Annotated in this window: 17 protein-coding genes; 3 read left to right on the top strand and 14 right to left on the bottom strand. The window is 71.8% G+C overall.

Annotated elements, in window-relative coordinates; genetic code table 11:
* Window positions 1-3: 3 nt before the first annotated feature.
* Both AB0M70_RS09070 and AB0M70_RS09065 read right to left on the bottom strand, forming a co-directional pair.
* On the bottom strand, window positions 4-1,140 hold the full coding sequence (locus tag AB0M70_RS09070) for an NAD(P)/FAD-dependent oxidoreductase (protein ID WP_365817971.1): 1,137 nt from the start codon (window positions 1,138-1,140) through the stop codon (window positions 4-6).
* Window positions 1,141-1,204: 64 nt separating this feature from the next.
* Window positions 1,205-1,903, bottom strand: a complete 699-nt coding sequence (locus AB0M70_RS09065) for a TetR/AcrR family transcriptional regulator C-terminal domain-containing protein (protein ID WP_365817969.1) — start codon at window positions 1,901-1,903, stop codon at window positions 1,205-1,207.
* 238 nt (window positions 1,904-2,141) lie between these two features.
* On the opposite strand from AB0M70_RS09065, the gene AB0M70_RS09060 reads away from it, so the two are divergent.
* From AB0M70_RS09060 to AB0M70_RS09050, 3 genes are all read left to right on the top strand, one after another.
* The gene (locus AB0M70_RS09060; protein WP_365817967.1) at window positions 2,142-2,558 is read left to right on the top strand and encodes an ATP-binding protein; all 417 of its coding nucleotides are present in this window, start codon (window positions 2,142-2,144) and stop codon (window positions 2,556-2,558) included.
* Window positions 2,559-2,675: 117 nt separating this feature from the next.
* Window positions 2,676-3,032 carry a DUF779 domain-containing protein gene (locus AB0M70_RS09055; protein ID WP_365817965.1) on the top strand — a complete coding sequence of 119 codons (357 nt, stop codon included), beginning with the start codon at window positions 2,676-2,678 and terminating at the stop codon, window positions 3,030-3,032.
* Window positions 3,033-3,194: 162 nt separating this feature from the next.
* Window positions 3,195-4,412: a phosphodiester glycosidase family protein gene (locus AB0M70_RS09050; RefSeq protein ID WP_365817963.1), complete on the top strand. Its 1,218-nt coding sequence runs from the start codon at window positions 3,195-3,197 to the stop codon at window positions 4,410-4,412.
* Window positions 4,413-4,434: 22 nt separating this feature from the next.
* On the opposite strand, the gene AB0M70_RS09045 is transcribed toward AB0M70_RS09050, so the two are convergent.
* The 12 genes from AB0M70_RS09045 to AB0M70_RS08990 form a co-directional block, all read right to left on the bottom strand.
* Window positions 4,435-6,015: a hypothetical protein gene (locus tag AB0M70_RS09045; RefSeq protein WP_365817961.1), complete on the bottom strand. Its 1,581-nt coding sequence runs from the start codon at window positions 6,013-6,015 to the stop codon at window positions 4,435-4,437.
* Window positions 6,016-6,100: 85 nt separating this feature from the next.
* The gene (locus AB0M70_RS09040; protein WP_363206092.1) at window positions 6,101-6,295 is read right to left on the bottom strand and encodes a hypothetical protein; all 195 of its coding nucleotides are present in this window, start codon (window positions 6,293-6,295) and stop codon (window positions 6,101-6,103) included.
* 135 nt (window positions 6,296-6,430) lie between these two features.
* Window positions 6,431-7,288 carry a phosphatidylinositol-specific phospholipase C/glycerophosphodiester phosphodiesterase family protein gene (locus tag AB0M70_RS09035; protein WP_365817959.1) on the bottom strand — a complete coding sequence of 286 codons (858 nt, stop codon included), beginning with the start codon at window positions 7,286-7,288 and terminating at the stop codon, window positions 6,431-6,433.
* Between the two features lie 127 nt (window positions 7,289-7,415).
* The gene (locus tag AB0M70_RS09030; RefSeq protein ID WP_365817957.1) at window positions 7,416-8,126 is read right to left on the bottom strand and encodes an ATP-binding cassette domain-containing protein; all 711 of its coding nucleotides are present in this window, start codon (window positions 8,124-8,126) and stop codon (window positions 7,416-7,418) included.
* Complete coding sequence (locus AB0M70_RS09025) at window positions 8,119-9,033, bottom strand: ABC transporter ATP-binding protein (protein WP_365818763.1); 915 nt, start codon at window positions 9,031-9,033, stop codon at window positions 8,119-8,121. The genes AB0M70_RS09030 and AB0M70_RS09025 overlap by 8 nt, the downstream gene beginning before the upstream one ends.
* Before the next feature lie 71 nt (window positions 9,034-9,104).
* Window positions 9,105-9,983 (bottom strand): ABC transporter permease, encoded by an 879-nt coding sequence (locus AB0M70_RS09020; protein WP_365817955.1) that lies wholly within the window; start codon window positions 9,981-9,983, stop codon window positions 9,105-9,107.
* The gene (locus tag AB0M70_RS09015; protein WP_365817953.1) at window positions 9,976-10,941 is read right to left on the bottom strand and encodes an ABC transporter permease; all 966 of its coding nucleotides are present in this window, start codon (window positions 10,939-10,941) and stop codon (window positions 9,976-9,978) included. Before AB0M70_RS09015 ends, AB0M70_RS09020 begins: the two co-directional genes overlap by 8 nt.
* Before the next feature lie 32 nt (window positions 10,942-10,973).
* A complete protein-coding gene (locus AB0M70_RS09010) occupies window positions 10,974-12,569 on the bottom strand; it encodes an ABC transporter substrate-binding protein (RefSeq protein WP_365817951.1) in 1,596 nt (531 codons plus the stop codon).
* Between the two features lie 125 nt (window positions 12,570-12,694).
* Window positions 12,695-13,822, bottom strand: a complete 1,128-nt coding sequence (locus AB0M70_RS09005; protein WP_365817949.1) for an acyl-CoA dehydrogenase family protein — start codon at window positions 13,820-13,822, stop codon at window positions 12,695-12,697.
* The gene (locus AB0M70_RS09000; protein WP_365817947.1) at window positions 13,819-15,000 is read right to left on the bottom strand and encodes an acyl-CoA dehydrogenase family protein; all 1,182 of its coding nucleotides are present in this window, start codon (window positions 14,998-15,000) and stop codon (window positions 13,819-13,821) included. The genes AB0M70_RS09005 and AB0M70_RS09000 overlap by 4 nt, the downstream gene beginning before the upstream one ends.
* Window positions 14,997-15,965 (bottom strand): NADPH:quinone oxidoreductase family protein, encoded by a 969-nt coding sequence (locus tag AB0M70_RS08995; RefSeq protein ID WP_365817945.1) that lies wholly within the window; start codon window positions 15,963-15,965, stop codon window positions 14,997-14,999. The genes AB0M70_RS09000 and AB0M70_RS08995 overlap by 4 nt, the downstream gene beginning before the upstream one ends.
* Window positions 15,966-16,044: 79 nt before the next feature.
* On the bottom strand, window positions 16,045-16,662 hold the full coding sequence (locus tag AB0M70_RS08990) for an XRE family transcriptional regulator (RefSeq protein WP_365817943.1): 618 nt from the start codon (window positions 16,660-16,662) through the stop codon (window positions 16,045-16,047).
* Window positions 16,663-16,702: the final 40 nt, after the last annotated feature.

The raw sequence follows: 16,702 nt of genomic DNA, 5'->3' as shown, positions 1-16,702 counted from the left end.
CTTCTAGTCGCCGGCGAACAGGTCGAGCAGGCCCTGGGGGGCGTCCTGGCGGAAGCAGCGGACCAGACCGTCGGCGGACTCGGCGGCGGTCTTCTCGCTGCGCGGGAACAGCGCCTCTTCGTAGGCGGCCAGTGCCGCTTCCACGTCTCCCGGGCGTGCCGCGAGGGCCGCGGCGAGTTCGGCTCCGTCGAGCATGGCGAGGTTGGCACCCTCCCCCGCGAAGGGGGACATGAGGTGCGCCGCGTCGCCGAGCAGCGTGACGCCCGGGACGCGGTCCCAGCGGTGGCCGATCGGCAGGGCGTGGATGCGGCGGGGGATCAGCGCTCCGTCGGCGTCGGCGACCAGCGCCTGCAGGCTCTTGTCCCAGTCGGTGAAGTGCTCCAGCACGCAGGCCTTGGCCAGGCTCGTGTCCTCGGCGGTGAAGTCGATGGTGGAAATCCACTCCTCGGGGGCCCTGAGCGCGGTGTAGATGTGCAGGCTGCCGTCGGACTCGCGGTGGCCGAGGAAGCCCTTGTCCTCGCCGAGCGCGAAGAGCATGCCCCCGCCCACGACCGCGGCGCTGTCCGGGTGGCGTACGTCGGCGTCGAGGAGGTCGACCTCGACGAAGGAGATGCCGGTGTAGGCGGGCACGGCGTCCGAGACCAGCGGGCGGATCCGGGACCAGGCGCCGTCCGCCCCGATCAGCAGGTCGGTGGTGAAGGCGGAGCCGTCGGCGAGTGTCACCTCGTGGCGCCCGCCGCCGAGCGGACGCGCCCCGGTGATCTTCGCGCCCCAGCGCACGGCGCTGTCGGGCAGCGAACCGAGCAGCAGGTCACGCAGGTGGCCGCGGTCGACCTCGGGGCGGCCGCCGTCGCCGTCGTCAGCCTCCTCCATGCGGACGACGGCGTCCTTGTCCAGGACGCGCATGGCCTCGCCGCCCGGGTGGACGAGTGCGCGGAACTCCTCGTACAGACCGGCGGCGCGCAGGGCGGCCTGCCCGGACTCCTCATGGATGTCGAGCATGCCGCCCTGGCCGCGGGCGGCCGGTGAGGCCTCCAGCTCGAACAGAGCGGCCTCGATGCCGTTGACGTGCAGGACGCGGGCGAGAGTGAGTCCTCCCAGGCCCGCGCCGATGATGGCGATGGGGTGGTGTGCGGTCATGGCGGTGCTCCTTGTACGGGGTGCGGGCGGTGGTCGTGCTGGCGGCTGTCGACCGCGGGAGGGCTCAGCCCTGGGCGCCGTCGACCGGGACGGGCGTGCCGAGGATGCCGTTGATCAGCGTCCGGAAGCCCCAGGAGATCCGCTCCTCAGGCCGGCCCGACACGAGCTCTCCGGCGAGCCGGGCGACGTGCGGGTGCGTCCGGTCCGACGCGTCCCGCAGGGCTCCGGCGAGCGCGTCCCACTCCTCCCGGGCGTCGGCTGCCTCGTCGGCCGGGGAGTGCTCGGCGGCGGTCGCGGTGGCGTACTGCAGCAGCAGGTCGACACCCCAGGCGGCCTGTCCGGGCGGGACCCCGCCCTCGTCGAGCAGAGCGAGCAGGGTTTCGATGAGGCGCAGGTAGTGCTCGCCTCGGGGCCGTGCCACGAGCGCGGCCTTCGCGAGGCCGCGATGGCGGAAGAGCACCGCGGTGTAGGAGGTGAGCACGCCTTCGAGACGCTCGCGCCAGTCGCCCCCGGCCGGCGGCGCCTCGACCGCTCCGAGGAGTTCGTCCAGGATCGCCGCGTGCAGCTCGGCGGTGTTGCGGACGTACACGTACAGGGAGGCGGGCCCGGTGTCGAGCTCCTGGGCGAGGCGGCGCATGGTCACCTTGCCCAGGCCCTCGACGCGCATGATCTCCACGGCGGTCGCCACGATCCCGGCCCGGGTGAGGGCGGGCTTCGCGGGGCGTTCGCGGCGGCTGCGCGGGGCGTCGGGATGAGCTGTCATACGACCAGTGTAACGAACATGTTCGTGACGAGCACGTTCGGAGCGAACGCGTTCGCCGACTGGGGCGCGACAGCCTTTGAGGGCCCGTTACCAGCCCCACTCCCAGGCACTTGGTTGGCGATCAGCAGAGGCGGGCATGACCGTGGACAGCACCGGCCGCGCATGACAGGGCGTGGCCCCGGCGAGCGGAAGACGCCGCGAGTACGCCGGTTGTCCCAGGGGAGGGAAGTGAGTTGCCATGCGTGCGCACCAGCGCGCCCATCGGCATGTCGCCCGCGTTGAGTACGCATTGCCACAGGAAGCCGCATCGGCCGGCCGGGCGCGGAAGCTGACGTCCGCGTTCCTCACCAGGCCCCGCCGGCAGCTGACGGAAGTGGATGCCGAACGGGTGGACGATGCCACGCTGATCGTGTCCGAACTCGTCGCCAACGCCACCGAGCACGGACGCAGTCCGTGCCGGCTGCGCCTCGAGGTCTCCGACGACCATGTGACCGTCGAGGTGCACGACGGGAGCCCCGAGGGCCCCCGCGTGCTCGCGCCGAGCACCGAACGGGACAGCGGGCGTGGCCTCGCGATGGTGCGTCACCTCGCCGCTCACCTCGAGGTCGTCGGCAGCGGCAGGAGCGGCAAGGCCGTCCGGGCGGTCCTCGCCTGACGGCGCCCTGCGCGCCGGCCGCATCTGCGACCGCATCCGCGACCGCAACGTCCTCGCAACGTCGCCCGGAGTTGACTGGGCGGCAGTGACGGTGACGGCGACAAGGAGCGGCAGCCCATGACCGATACTCCACGCGTGGAGCTGACCCCTGCCGCCGCCGATCTGGTGCGGCGGCTGCGGGACCTGCACGGTCCGCTGATGTTCCATCAGTCCGGCGGATGCTGCGACGGCAGTGCGCCCATGTGCTATCCGGAGGGCGAGTTCCGCACCGGCGGCTCCGATGTGTGCCTGGCCTCGCTGGCCGTCGAGGGCGTGGCGGAACCGGTCGCCTTCTGGATGTCGAAAAGTCAGTACGACGTGTGGAGCCACACTCGGCTGATCGTGGACGTCGTGCCCGGCCGTGGCAGCGGCTTCTCCCTCGAAGCCCCCGAAGGCGTACGTTTCCTCATCCGTTCCCGTTTGGTCGGCACCTAGCCACCGGCCCTGCACCCGTCCGGCGCTGCCCTCTGGTGCACTTTCTGACCGACCCTCAGACTGGTGCGATTGGTCGGCAGGAGACTTCAGGGGGCATGGGTGGCAGCACGACACCGGCACATCTTGGGACGGTTCAGAACGGCGAGAGCGACGCTCTCGGCCATGACGGCACTCGGCACGCTGGCCGGTGCGGCTCTGCTGGGAGCGGCACCGGCCGGCGGCGCGGAGGCGGACGGGAAGACGGCCGCCTCGCGGATCGCACCGGGCGTGGAGTACCGGCAGTTCGACATCGCGGCCTCGCACGGCAAGGCACGCGCGCACGTCCTGGACGTCGATCTGAGCAACAAGAGCACAAACGTCGGCCTGCTCTATCCGGGCGCGGTGGGCGCCCGCTCCGTCGTCTCCGCGCTCGCGGACGGCGCGGGGGCGGTCGGCGGGATCAACGGCGACTTCTTCAACATCTCCGAGACCCAGCATCCGGGCGTCGAGGCCACCGGCGCGCCCGTCGGCCCCGCGGTCGCACACGGCCGGGCCCTCAAGGCGGCGGTGCCGAACGGGCAGCGCTTCGGCCCCGCGATGCCTCCCGGTGTGACCACCGAGGCCGTGCTCGGCGTGGGCTACGACCGGCGGGCCCGCCTGGACAGCCTCCGCCTCGACGGTGAAGTACGCACCCAGCAGACCCGGCTGCCGCTCGGCGGGCTCAATCAGTACGCCCTGCCGGTGGGTTCCGTCGGCGCGTTCACCAGCGACTGGGGCAGCACCTCACGCGTGCGCTCCACCTGCGGAACCGACACCAACCGCGGCGCTCCCTGCAGCACGGACACCCATGAGGTGACGGTGCGCGACGGCCGTGTGGTGGCGTCCGCGGCGACGCCCGGCAGCGGTCCGGTGGCCCGCGGCACCACGGTCCTCGTCGGACGCGAGGCGGGCGCCCAGGAGCTGCGCAAGCTCTCCGTCGGCGAACGGGTCGGCGTCAAGCACCGGCTGGTGGCGGCCGAGTCACGCAGCCGGTTCCGTTTCGCGCTCGGCGGCTTCCCCGTCCTGCGCGACGGGGCCCCGCTGCCCGGCCTGGACGCCGCCACCTCGGCCGTGCGGACGGCCGCCGGCATCTCCGACGACGGCCGGCGCCTCCTGCTCCTGTCCCTGGACGGCTCCCCCGAGTTCCGAACGGGTCTGACCATCGCCGAAGTCGCGGACACTTTGCGGGCGTTGGGCGCACAGGACGGCTTCAGCCTGGACGGCGGCGGTTCCTCCACCCTGGTCTCCTCCGCCACCCTGGTCGCCAAGCTCCCGGGCGCGGAGTCCGTGACCGTACGCAACAACCCCAGCGGCGGCGTGGAACGCCCGGTCCCGAACGGCATCGGTGTGTTCTCGGGCTGACCGGCGCCGGGGCCCGCAGTGTTCACTCGGTGTCCCGCACCGCCACCAGGCCGTTGAACACGCCCACGTACGCCGTGCCGTCCGGGCCCAGGGTCACCGGGGCCCAGTTGTTGTCGTACGCGATGCCCGTGCCGGCGAGGCGCTTCCACTTGGTCTCGCCGGTCCGGAAGTCGACGGCCGTCAGGTACCAGGCATCGATGCCGAGGCTGTTCGGCTCCTTCGTGTAGAAGTAGAGGAGTCCGTTGGCGGTGGACAGTTTGGGCACGTTCGACGGGGCGCGGACGTCGCTCTCCCACACCGTGTCGCAGCCGCTGCCGTCCTCGCGTACGTCGATCCTGCTGACGCCGCCGACGACGCTGCGCCCGAGGGTGAGCGAGGTGATGTTCTCGTAGCCGTAGTTGTTCTCGACGACGAGGCTGTTGCCCCAGGTGATCAGCGAGTTGTCGGTGGTGGACGCGCCGGAGCGGAAGACGGGGACCTTGCAGACGAGCCGCTTGTCGTCGGCGATGTCCTCGCCCCGGCGGTAGACGAGGACGTTCATGCGGTCGTCGGCGTTGTCGGTGATCGCCACGTAGTCGTCGTCACCCTGGCCGAAGAGGTCGGGGGTGGTGCCCGAACCCTGGTTCACCGAGCCGGGCTTGGTGCCCGTCCCCCGGTCGTACGTCTGGCGCCAGACGGCCTTCGGGGTGCCGTCCGCGGCGGCGCGGAAGCTGTAGAGCGCGTGGTCGGAGACGATCGACACGCCGTCCTCGGCGACGGAGAAGGAGTTCTGGATCTCCTCGCCGTCGAGGCGGACGGAGCGGACGGCACCGGATGCGGGGTCGACGGTGCCGACGCGGCCCTGCCGGGTCACCCACCAGATACGGCCGTCCCAGTCGGGCATCACCGACGTGACCGGGTCACATTCGCCGCTCGGGTAGAGATTCGACCAGGTCACGCAGTCGTGTGGGACGTGCGCCGTCAGGTCCCAGTCCTTGTCGACGACGAAGCGCCAACTGCCGTCCGCCGTCTGCTCGTGCGCGAGCCTGACGATGTGCTGGCGGGAGTCTGCGAGGACCAGCCGGTCCTCGTTGTCGAGGTAGGAGTAGGCGCCGCCCGAGGTGTCCTTGAAGATCTTGGAGAAGTCCAGGCGGGTGATGGCCTCGACGGTGGAGGGGCGCTGCGGGAGCTTGTACTCGGCGAGCGTGGCCATCGTGTCCGGGTCGAGCAGCTTGACCAGGAAACCGGTGAACGTGCCGCAGACGGTGACGATACGGCCCGCCTTGTCGAAGGTGACCGTGGCGCACTCACCCCCGAGCGCCGCCATCTTCTCGCTGCTGACCTGGGGCTTCTCCCCCAGGGGCCCGTTCCAGGGGTACGTTCCGCTGCCCGCCGCGTCCGCGTGCATCCCGCTGCGGCCGTTGGCGGCCAGATAGGGGTGCTGGGGCGGCTGTTCGCCGGGCAGCGGGCGGGCGTCGGCGGGTGCGCCGGTGTACTGGTCGACGAGCCGGTGGCCCGGCGCCTTCGGTATGTCGTCCGCCTGGGCGGCGGGCGCGAAGGACGCGGCGAAGACCGTGAGTGCGGTCAGGGCGAGGGCGCTGCTGAGGGTTCTGCGACGCGGCATGGGCCGAAGCTAGGGGCAGCGCCTTGAAGTGTCCATGGAAACGTGACAGTTGTTCATGAACACGCAATGACCATGGCGGGACGCATCAGGGCTGCAGGCCGCTGACGATGTCCGCGGCTGCCGTGACCCCGTTGTGGATGGTCGGCGCCATGCTCGAACTCGCCAGATAGAAGCCGAGCAGCGCACAGACCACCGCGTGCGAGAACTTCAGCGCGCCGTTGCGCAGAAAGACCACTGCCAGGATCACGAGCAGCAGCACCACAGAGACCGAGACGGCCATGGGGACAACCTCCTCCGCCACGTCAACAGCGCGGCTTTGGGCCGAGTGTGGCGCAGCGGAGGGACCGTCCGGGCGACCGGCATGTCCTCCGAACGGGTGTTATGTGCCGGGAGGTTGCTTCGGCCGGGCCGGGGCCTACTGCCCGTGGGCGTCGAGGAAGGCCTCGAGCCCCGCCAGGTCGTCCGTGTTCAAGTGGTCGACGCCGGCGGCGAGGAGCTCGCCCCACACCGCGTCGCGCGCCGGACCCGCCAGATCGGGCGTCGCCCAGAAACGGACGCGCTGCCCACGCTTGTGCGCGGTCGAGACGATGCCGCGCAGCTTGTCGCGCTCGGCGGCGGGCATCGCGCCCACGCCCTGCCAGCTGAAGTTGAGCGTCCAGTTGTCGCTGATCAGCGGGATGAGCGAGGCGGGTGCCGCGCTGCCCAGGTCGGCGAGGCGGCCGTCGTAGAAGGCGCGGCGCACGCGCTGGGCCTCCATGGGCGCGCGGGCGGCCCGGTCGCCGGATATCACCGCGGTCACGGCGCCGCGGCGCACCTTGCCGTGGGAGTACGTGGTGAACAGGTGCCGGTAGCGCCGCAGATGCCGGTCCAGTTCCAGGTAGGTCGCCGCGCCCTCGGTCTTGATGTCGATCAGGAGCTGGAAGGGGGTGCGGTGGTACCCGCGGTACACGGAGCCGTGGTGGGCGCGGACGCGGGCCGCCAGGGGGCCAAGGTAGAGCGATTCGAGGGTGCGGGCGGGGTCGAGGTCGATCGGGTCGTGCGCGACCAGGAGCTGCCCGTCGACGAGGTAGATGTCGGCCTCGACGCTGCCGAAGCGGTGGTCGAGCGCGTCGAACAGCGGCCGGGGGTGCTCGTAGTCGTTGTGCGCGTGCGCGCGGATGAGAGGGCGGGGGTGGTGTCCTCGCTCGCTTGCCTGGGCGTACGCGGGGACGGCGGCGGTGCCGGCGAGTGCGGCACCGATGGTGAGGGCTCTACGACGGGTGATGAGTGCCACGAAGACTCCCGGAAAGGGCATGAGGACGACGGGCGGGCCTCAGTGAGTATGAGGCCATGCACGCGTCAAGAAACCCCTTGGCGACGGGAGTTGGAACTATCGACGCCCCGCGTTCACCGCGGACGCCTCACGCGACCCGGGGGGTCTCAAGTGGGGTCTTGAGCGGGGTCTCCCGTGGGGTCTCCCCCACCAGCTCGCTCCAGTGGACCGTCCGCTCGCACCACCGCTCGAGAAGCACCCGGTCATGGCCCACCGCGAGCAGACCGGCGCCGTTCTGGCGCCGGTACTCCTCCACGGCGTGCACGAGTGCCGCCGTCGTCGAGGCGTCGAGCATCGCCGTCATCTCGTCGCAGATCAGCCAGCGGGGGCGGAGCACGAGGGCGCGGGCCAGGCAGGCGCGCTGCAACTGACCGTCGCTGACCTCGTGCGGCCTGCGGCCCAGGAGGTCCTCGCCGAGGCCGACCGTGGCCGCCAACCCCCGTACCCGCGCGGCGGCTTCGCTGCCACGCCCGGTCGCGCGCAGCGGCTCGGCGATCAGGTCCGTGAGGGTGAGGCGCGGGTCGGCGGAGAGGCGGGGCTGCTGGAAGACGACGCCGAAGGCGGTGCGCTGGGCGCGGGGGGCGCGGTGCCGCCAGCCGCGGGCCCGCTCGCCGTCGATGACGACGCGGCCCGCGTCGGGCTTGTGCAGCAGCGCGGCGACCCGGGCCAGGGTCGACTTGCCGCAGCCGCTGGGCCCGAGGAGGCCGACCGAGGCGCCGGGCGCGAGGGTGAGGTCCACGCCGCGCATGACGGGGGCGCGGCGGTCGTATCCGGCGGTGATCGACAGGAGTTCAAGCACGGGGTGCCTCCAGCACGGCCGCCGTCCGAGGGTGGTGGCAGGCGACCCCGTCCACGGTGCGCGGCACGGTTTCGCAGGTCTCGTCCGCGCCGGCGCAGCGCGCGGCGAACGCGCATCCTGCCGGCAGCGCGGAGAGTTCGGGCGGCATGCCGGGGATGGGCGTGAACTCACGCTCGGGCAGGGCGTTCAGGAGGCCGCGGGCGTAGGGGTGCCGGGGCCCGGGGGCGCCGAAGAAGTCCGCGGCGTCGGCCAGTTCGACGATGCGGCTCGCGTACATCACGGCGACGCGGTCGGCGATGCGCTCGGCGGCGGCCAGGTCGTGGGTGATCAGGAGCAGCGCCCGGTCCTCGCCGACGTGCTTGCGCAGCTCGTCCACCGTGCGGTCGACGAGGTCACGGTCCAGGCCCGTCGTCGGCTCGTCGGCGAGCAGCAGCGGCGCGTCGCCGATGAGGGCGAGCGCGGTGGCGGCGCGCTGGGCGAGCCCTCCGGAGAGTTCGTGCGGGTAGCGGTCCAGGTGCCCGGCGGGGAACGCGGCGCGCTCGGCGGCGTCCTCGGCGGCCTTGCGCAGCTGCGGGCGGCGTACGTCCGCCAGCTCCCGCAGGGTCTCCTCCAGCTGGGCGCGGACGGTGCGCACCGGGGTGAGGTGCGCGGCCGGGCTCTGCGGCACGAGGCCGACGCGCCGTCCGCGGACCGTGCGGGCCAGGGTGCGCTCGTCGGCGGTCAGCAGGTCGACGTCGCCGATGAGCGCGGACCCGGCGGTCTCCGCGTTCCGCGGAAGCAGCCCGAGCAGCGCGGAGGCGAGCACGGACTTGCCACAGCCGCTCTCGCCGACGAGGGCCAGGCACTCCCCCGCCGCGAGGTCGAAGTGGGCGTCGGTGACGGCGGAGACGAAGGTGTCGCCGCGCATGCGGAACCGTACGGAGAGATTTCGCACGGAAAGCACCGGGGACGAGAGAGGTGGGGACGACAGTGGCTCGGTCACAGCATCAGCTCCGATCGGCGCCGGGGGTTGATCCGTTCCCGCCAGGCGCCCGCGAGGCCCGCGATGGCCAGGGTGGGCACGATGATGAACAGGCCGGGGAAGAGGGTCGGCCACCAGTCCCCGGCGAGGAGCGAGCCGCGCGCGCTCTGCACGAGGGTGCCGAGGCTCGCCTGGTGGGTGGGCAGTCCGAGCCCGAGGAAGGAGAGCGCGGACTCGTGCCAGATGGCGTGCGGCACCATCAGGACGGCGGCCAGGCCCGCCTGCGGGAGCACGCCGGGCAGCAGGTGGCGCACGGTCACGCGCATCCGCGAGGCGCCGCCGGAGATGGCCGCGTCGATGTAGGGGCGTGACCGCAGCGAGAGCACCTCGGCGCGCACGATGCGGGCCGTGGACAGCCAGTGCGTGAGCGCCACCGAGACGACCACCGGCCAGACACCGGGCCGGAACATCGCCACGATGAAGATGCCGAGCAGCAGGTGCGGCACGGACGAGAAGACGTCCACGAGCCGCATCACGATCCGGTCGACCCAGCCGCCCGACGCGGCGGCGAGCGCGCCCACGGCGGTGCCGATAACGGTCGCGACGACGGCCGCCACCACGCCCACGAGGAGCGAGACCCGCAGCCCGTACACGCAGCGCAGGAGCAGGCCGCGTCCCACGTCGTCGGTGCCGAAGGGGTGGTCCCAGGAGGGCGGTTGCAGCTTGGCCGCCAGGTCGACGGCCTGTTCGTCGAGGTTGACCAGCGGGGGCACGAGGAGGACGGCGAGGACCACCGCCGCAACGATCACCGCGGAGGAACGCACCCGCCACGCACGCGTGGAGCGAGTCTTCGACGCGCTCCCCAGGGAGGCGCGCCAGGTCGTCGTCTCAGCCATCGAATCCCACCCTCGGGTCGGCGAGGCCGTACAGCAGGTCGGCCAGGAGGTTGCCGAGGAGCACCGCGGCCGTGGCGAGGACGGTGAGCGCGGCGAGCAGCGGGAAGTCCACGGCGGTCGCGGCGGAGACGGTGGCCGCGGCGATGCCGGGCCAGCTGAAGACGGTCTCCACCAGGAGCGCCCCGGTGATCAGTTCGGGCACGCGGGAGCCGATCAGCGTGAGCACCGGCAGCATGCCCGAGCGCAGTGCGTGCCCGAGCAGGACCGTGCGTTCCGCGAGGCCACGCGCGCGTGCGCCGCGGACGGGGTCGTCGCCGAGTGCGTCGCCGACCCCTTGGCGTACGTAGAGCACGAACCACGGGAGCTGCGAGATCGCCAGGACGGCGGCGGGCAGCACCAGGTGGCTGGCGACCTGTCCGGCGGTCACGGCCGAACTGGCGGTGTCCGTGAGCCCGCCGGACGGCAATATCCCGAGCTTGAGGGCGAACAGCCAGACGGCGAGCAGGCCGATCCAGAACGGCGGGGCGGCTTCGAGGGTGTACGCGAGCGAGGTCACGGCACGGTCGAGCCAGCCGCCGGGTCGGCGCGCGGCGAGCACACCGAGCGTGGTGCCGACGAGGATCGCGAGCAGGAACGCCGTGGCGGCGAGCAGCACGGACCAGCCGATGCGTTCGCCGATGACGTCGGAGACGGGCTGGCGCAGGGTGCTCGAATCCCCGAGGTCGCCGTGCACGGCGGATGTCAGCCAGTCCCACCAGCGCTGCGTGAGCGGCTGGTCGACGCCGAGGTTGTGACGCAGCTGGTCGAGGTTCTCCTGCGACGCGGTGAGCCCGGCCGTGCCCGCGTACGCCTTGACGGGGTCGAAGGGCGACGCGGCGGCGATGGCGAAGACGCCGAAGGTCACGGCGAGCAGGACCGGGACGGCGAACAGGGCCCGCCGTCCCGTCATGCGCGCCATCGGCCCCCAGGGGAGCTTTTGGAGCGCGGTTCTCACTTCTTCGGCTGCCAGTCCTCGACGTTCCACCACGGCCCGGACGCGAGGCCGTGGTCGTGCGGCTCGATCTGGGTGGTCAGGTCGCCGAAGCGCTTGTCGACGACGTAGAGGTGGTCGATGTGGGTGAGGAAGGTGTAGCCCGGGTTCTTCACCAGCTCGCGCTGGATGGTGTCGTACGCGGCCTGCCGCTTGGCGTGGTCGCCGCTCTCGCGGGCCTCGTCGAGCGCCTTGTCGACCTTGGGGTTGTCGTAGTGGGCCATGTTGTTGAAGCCGTCACCCGCGAGCGAGGACTTCAGGAGGGTGTACTGGTCGAAGTCCGGGTCGGCCGGGGAGCCGCCGCCCGCGAGGACCGCGTCCTTGGGCATGCGCGGCTCGATGACCTCCCACGTGCCTGCCTGCACCTCCACCTTGATGCCGATCTTCTTGGCGTCGGAGGCGTAGGCGAGGGCGTGGTCCTGGCGGAGCTTGTCGCCGGAGAGGTACCAGAGCGGGAACTTCGCCTGGACGCCGTCCTTCTCGCGGATGCCGTCCTTGCCCGGCTTCCAGCCCGCCTTGTCGAGGATCTTCTTCGCCTGGGCCAGGTCGTGCTTGCGCTCGGTGCCCCTGGTGAACCAGGGGCTGTCGGTCGGGACCGGGCCGTAGGCCTCCTTGCCCGCGCCGTCCAGGATCGAGTCGACCATGGCCTTGCGGTCGACGCCGGTGTCCAGGGCGCGCCGGATGTCGGTGTCCCCGGCGACCTTGTTGCCGGTGGGCAGGGTCACCACGCGGTAGTCGAAGGTCGTGGCGGCGTACGACTTCTTGTTGCCGTCGCTCTCGTACTTCTTGGCGAGGTTGGGCGGCAGGATCGCGCCGTCGAGCTCACCGGCGTCGAGCCGGGTGGCGCGGATGTCGTCGTCCTTGATGATCGCCATGGTAAAGTTCTTGACCTTCGGCGCGCCGCCCCAGTAACCGGGGTTGGCCCGGAAGGTGAGCTTCTCGCCCTTGGACCACTTCACCAGCTTGTATGGGCCCGTGCCGACCGGCTTGGTGGTGAACTCACCGGTGTTCACGTCCTGCTTGCCCGCTATGTGCTCGGGCGCGATCGGCAGGACGGTGCGCTCGGCGAACGGCGCGTAGGGGTACTTGAGGTGGAAGACGACGGTGTCGTCGCCCTTCGCCTCGACGTTCTTGACGGCGTCGAGCTCGGTCTTGGCGGCGTTGTTCGTCTTCTTGTCGAGGATCGTCTCGTACGTGAAGACGACGTCCTTGGACGTGAAGGGCTTGCCGTCGCTGAACTTGACGCCCTTGCGCAGCTTGAAGGTGTAGCTCTTGCCGTCGTCGCCGACCTTGGGCAGCTCGGCCGCGAGGGCGGGCTTCAGCTTCATGTCGACGTCGTGCGTGAGCAGACCGTCGAAGATCTTGGAGTTGCCGTCCTTGCCGTAGCCGAGGAGCGGGCTCAGGGTGTCCGGCTCGTACGCGATGCCGACGACGGCGGAGTCCTTGGCGCCACCCGCGCTCTTGCCGTCGCCCGGGGCCGAACAGGCCGATGCGGCGACCGCCAGTGAGGCGGCCGCCGCTACCGCGCCCGTACCCCGTATCGATCGGGCCCTCATGCTCCACACCCCAACTGAAGATCAAACGTTATTGCGAACGGGTCGCAATTATGCCTCATGTAATGGGTGGGTAAAACGTGTGGTCCATACCGAGTGGATCACGGCGTTCGGGCTGCCGTGAGGGGTCAGGGAGCCGGCAGATGCACGCGGACGGCCAACTCCTCCCGGTGGCGCCCCACCGTGCCGAGCGCGATCGAGTCGGCCTTGGCCCGCTTGAGGTAGAGGTGCACGGGGTGCTCCCACGTCATGCCGATGCCGCCGTGCAGTTGGAGCGCCTCCTCGGCGATGTGCACCGTGGCCGGTGACGCGTAGGCCTGCGCGAGAGCCGCCGCGACATCGGCGTCCTCGTCCTTGGCGGCGAGGGTGTCGGCCGCGTTGCGGGCGGCGGCGCGGAGGTTGACCACCTCGAGCCAGAGCTGGGCCAGGCGGTGCTTGAGCGCCTGGAAGGACCCGACGGGCCGGTTGAACTGGTGCCGCTCCTTCGTGTGGCGGACCGTCTCGGTCAAGCACCAGTCGGCGAGGCCCAGTTGCTCGGACGCCAGGAGACCGGCCCCCGCGCGCAGGCCTTGCCGGACGGCGGGTTCGGCCTCGGGACCGACCGCACGCGCGCGTACTCCCTCGAGGGTGACCGTGGCGAGCGGCCGCGTGAGGTCGAGCGAGGTCTGCGGCGCGACGCTGACGCCCGCGTCCTCGGCGTCCACCGCGTACAGCCCGGCGTCCGTCGGCACGAGGAACACATCGGCGGCGACGGCGTCGGCGACCCCGGTGACGCTTCCGTGCAGGGCGCCGCTCTCCGCGCGTACGTCGGGCAGGGCGCCGCCAGGAGCGGTGGTCAGGGGCACGGCGAGCACGCCGACCGTGCGTCCCGACGCGAGCGCGCCGATGAGTTCCCTCGCCGCGTCGCCGTCGCAGGCCAGCAACGTCTCGGTCGCGATGACGGCGCTGGTCAGATAGGGCACGGGCGCCACCGCGCGGCCCAACTCCTCCAGGACGACGGCGGCTTCGCGGTGCGTGGCGCCCTGACCGCCGAGGTCCTCGGGCACGAGCAGGCCCGCGAGCCCCATGCCGTCCGTGAGCGCCTTCCACAGCTCACGGTCGTGCGGCTCGGCGGTCTCGGTGCGGGCGAGCACGGCGGTGGCGTCGCAGTGGTCGGCCATCAGGCCGCGCACCACCGAGCGCAGCGCCTCCTCCTCTTCGGAGTACAGCAGGTCGCGCTGGGCGGGCTGCGAGATCTGTGGGGGCTGCGTACTCATCGGGCGAGGTCCTTCCAGGCGACGTCCTTGTCGGTGCGTGGCTCGGAGGGCAGTCCGAGCACGCGCTCGGCGACGATGTTGAGCAGCACCTCGCTCGTGCCGCCCTCGATGCTGTTGCCCTTGGCTCGCAGATAGCGGTAGCCCGCGTCACGGCCGACGAAGTCGACCTTCGCGGGCCGCCGCATCGTCCAGTCCTCGTACAACAGCCCTTCCTCGCCCAGGAGTTCCACCTCCAGGCCGCTGATCTCCTGGTTCAAACGGGCGAACCCGAGCTTCATGCCCGAGCCCTCCGGACCCGGATGCCCCGCGACGAGCTGCTGCCGCAGGCGCTCTCCGGTGACCCGGGCGACCTCGGCCTCCACCCACAGCTTGAGGAGCCGCTGGTGCAGGTCGTGCGTGCGCAGCTCGGGGCGCTCGCGCCAGGCCTCGACGACCGGGCCGATCATGCCGCCCTCCCGCGGGATGCGGCTGCCGCCGATGGACACGCGCTCGTTCATGAGGGTGGTCTGCGCGACCTTCCAGCCGTCGCCGATCTCACCCAGGCGGTGCGCGTCCGGGATGCGTACGTCGGTGAGGAAGACCTCGTTGAACTCGGCCTCGCCGGTGATCTGCCGCAGCGGCCGCACCTCGACACCCGGGTCGGTCATGTCGCAGACGAAGTAGGTGATGCCGCGGTGCTTGGGCACCTCCGGGTCGGTGCGGGCGATGAGGATGGCCCAGCGGGCGGCGTGCGCGCCGGACGTCCACACCTTCTGCCCGTTGACCACCCAGACGTCCCCGTCACGGACGGCTCGCGTCCCCAAGGCGGCGAGGTCGGACCCGGCGCCGGGCTCGCTGAAGAGCTGGCACCACACCTCGTCGCCGACCCACAGCGGCCGCAGGAAGCTGCGCTTCTGCTCCTCGGTGCCGAAGCGCAGGATGGTCGGCGCGGCCATGCCGAGGCCGATGCCGATGCGGCGCGGGTCGTTGTCGGGCGCGCCCGCGGCCTCCAACTCGGCGTCCACGACGGCCTGCAGGGAACGCGGGGCACCGATCCCGCCGAGCCCCTCGGGGTAGTGCACCCAGGCGAGACCGGCGTCGAAGCGTGCCTTCAGGAAGGCCGCGCGTTCCGTCGTGGCCGGCGGGTGCGCGGCGAGGAACTCCTGGGTGCGGCTGCGCAGTTCGGCGGCATCCGTCATGCGCCGGCTCCCTCGGGGATCACGGCCACCCGCCCCGTGGTGACGCCGTCCGCGACCCGCTGGACGGCGGCGGCCGCGTCGCTCAGCGGCACGCGCTCGCTGATCAGCGGCTTGATGGCGCCCTTGGCCGCGAGCTGGGTGAGCTCCTCGTGGCAGCGGAGGATCGCCTGCGGGTCCTTGGTGTTGTAGAGGCCCCAGTGCAGTCCGAGGACCGCGTAGTTCTTCACCAGGGCGTGGTTGAGCGCGGGCGTCGGGATGACGCCGCTCGCGAAGCCGACGACGATGATCCGTCCCTCGAAGGCGACGCACTTCGTGGACTGCGTGTACGCGTCGCCGCCCACGGGGTCGTAGATGACATCGGCGCCGCGGCCGCCGGTGGCTTCCTTGACCGCGCCGATGACGTTCTCCGTGCGCCGGTCGATGACCAGGTCGCAGCCGAGTTCCCGCGCGACCTCGGCCTTCGTCGCGCCGCCGACGACGCCGATGACCTTGGCGCCCGCCGCCTTGCCGAGCTGGACGGCGGCGCTGCCGACACCACCGCCGGCCGCGTGCACCAGGAGGGTCTCGCCCTCCTGGAGGTGCGCCCGGCGGTGCAGGCCGAACCAGCCCGTCTGGTAGCCGATGTGCAGCGCGGCGGCCTCTGCGTCGTCCAGGGCGTCGGGCGCGGGCAGCACGGCCGCGGCGTCGGCGAGCGCGTACTCGGCGAAGCCGCCGTACGGGAGGGCGGGGTTGGCGATCACGCGCCGCCCGTCCTCGGTCTCGCCGCAGATCTCCACGCCGGGCGTGAACGGCAGCGGGGGCGTGACCTGGTACTGCCCGCGGCAGAGCAGGGCGTCCGGGAAGTTGATGTTGGCGGCGCGGACCTTGAGGAGCAGTTGTCCCTCGCCGGGCACCGGCCGGTCCACGTTCTCGAGGCGCATCACCGCGCTCGGCTCGCCGTTCTGGTGCACTTGCCATGCCTGCATGCGGGGCCTCCACGGGGCTTTCGTAGACCGGGCTCCGTCGCATACTAAGCGGTCGCTTGCAGGCAGGGGAACCGTCTCGTCACTCCGTTTCGCGCTGCTGCCGGGAAGGCCGTGCCCGTACGTGCATCCGCTCGCCCTGCGGCCCGAACAGGCTGAGGAATTCCGCGGGCCCCTCCCCCGTGGATCCGAACCAGTGCGGCAGCCGGGTGTCGAACTCCGCGGCCTCGCCCGCCGTGAGGACCACGTCATGGTCGGCGAGCACGAGCCGCAGGCGGCCGGACAGCACGTACAGCCACTCGTATCCCTCATGGGTCTTGAGGTCGGGCTCCGGGGAACGCTGGGGCTCGAACACCTTGTACGCCTGGAGACCGCCGGGCTGGCGGGTCAGCGGGACCATCGTGCGGCCGTGCCGGACGATCGGCTTGGCCCGGACCCGCGGGTCGCCGACGGGCGGGGCGCCGACCAGCTCGCCCAAAGGGACCTGGTGGGCGCGGGCGATGGGCAGCAGGAGTTCGAGGCTGGGCTTGCGCCGGCCGGACTCCAGGCGCGAGAGGGTGCTCACGGAGATCCCCGTGACGTCGGCGAGGCCCGCGAGCGTCGCGCCGCGCTCCTTGCGGATCCTCCGCAGGCGGGGGCCCACCTCGGCGAGAACACCGTCGAGGTTCGCGCTGCCGTCATCGTTCTCTGTCTCAGCCATCTCTCTATTGCAGTATCGGCAAACTTGATTGTCAATCCCG

The sequence above is a fragment of the Streptomyces sp. NPDC051214 genome (genome assembly GCF_040682375.1).
Classification (GTDB): Bacteria; Actinomycetota; Actinomycetes; order Streptomycetales; family Streptomycetaceae; genus Streptomyces.
This window is presented reverse-complemented; position numbering and strand designations above follow the sequence as displayed.

Excerpts from the sequence above, each read along its gene's own strand:
- AB0M70_RS09070 (WP_365817971.1), bottom strand. The coding sequence starts at position 1,140 with ATGACCGCACACCACCCCATCGCCATCATCGGCGCGGGCCTGGGAGGA.
- AB0M70_RS09065 (WP_365817969.1), bottom strand. The coding sequence starts at position 1,903 with ATGACAGCTCATCCCGACGCCCCGCGCAGCCGCCGCGAACGCCCCGCG.
- AB0M70_RS09060 (WP_365817967.1), top strand. The coding sequence starts at position 2,142 with ATGCGTGCGCACCAGCGCGCCCATCGGCATGTCGCCCGCGTTGAGTAC.
- AB0M70_RS09055 (WP_365817965.1), top strand. The coding sequence starts at position 2,676 with ATGACCGATACTCCACGCGTGGAGCTGACCCCTGCCGCCGCCGATCTG.
- AB0M70_RS09050 (WP_365817963.1), top strand. The coding sequence starts at position 3,195 with ATGACGGCACTCGGCACGCTGGCCGGTGCGGCTCTGCTGGGAGCGGCA.
- AB0M70_RS09045 (WP_365817961.1), bottom strand. The coding sequence starts at position 6,015 with ATGCCGCGTCGCAGAACCCTCAGCAGCGCCCTCGCCCTGACCGCACTC.
- AB0M70_RS09040 (WP_363206092.1), bottom strand. The coding sequence starts at position 6,295 with ATGGCCGTCTCGGTCTCTGTGGTGCTGCTGCTCGTGATCCTGGCAGTG.
- AB0M70_RS09025 (WP_365818763.1), bottom strand. The coding sequence starts at position 9,033 with ATGCGCGGCGACACCTTCGTCTCCGCCGTCACCGACGCCCACTTCGAC.
- AB0M70_RS09020 (WP_365817955.1), bottom strand. The coding sequence starts at position 9,983 with ATGGCTGAGACGACGACCTGGCGCGCCTCCCTGGGGAGCGCGTCGAAG.
- AB0M70_RS09015 (WP_365817953.1), bottom strand. The coding sequence starts at position 10,941 with ATGGCGCGCATGACGGGACGGCGGGCCCTGTTCGCCGTCCCGGTCCTG.
- AB0M70_RS09010 (WP_365817951.1), bottom strand. The coding sequence starts at position 12,569 with ATGAGGGCCCGATCGATACGGGGTACGGGCGCGGTAGCGGCGGCCGCC.
- AB0M70_RS09005 (WP_365817949.1), bottom strand. The coding sequence starts at position 13,822 with ATGAGTACGCAGCCCCCACAGATCTCGCAGCCCGCCCAGCGCGACCTG.
- AB0M70_RS09000 (WP_365817947.1), bottom strand. The coding sequence starts at position 15,000 with ATGACGGATGCCGCCGAACTGCGCAGCCGCACCCAGGAGTTCCTCGCC.
- AB0M70_RS08995 (WP_365817945.1), bottom strand. The coding sequence starts at position 15,965 with ATGCAGGCATGGCAAGTGCACCAGAACGGCGAGCCGAGCGCGGTGATG.
- AB0M70_RS08990 (WP_365817943.1), bottom strand. The coding sequence starts at position 16,662 with ATGGCTGAGACAGAGAACGATGACGGCAGCGCGAACCTCGACGGTGTT.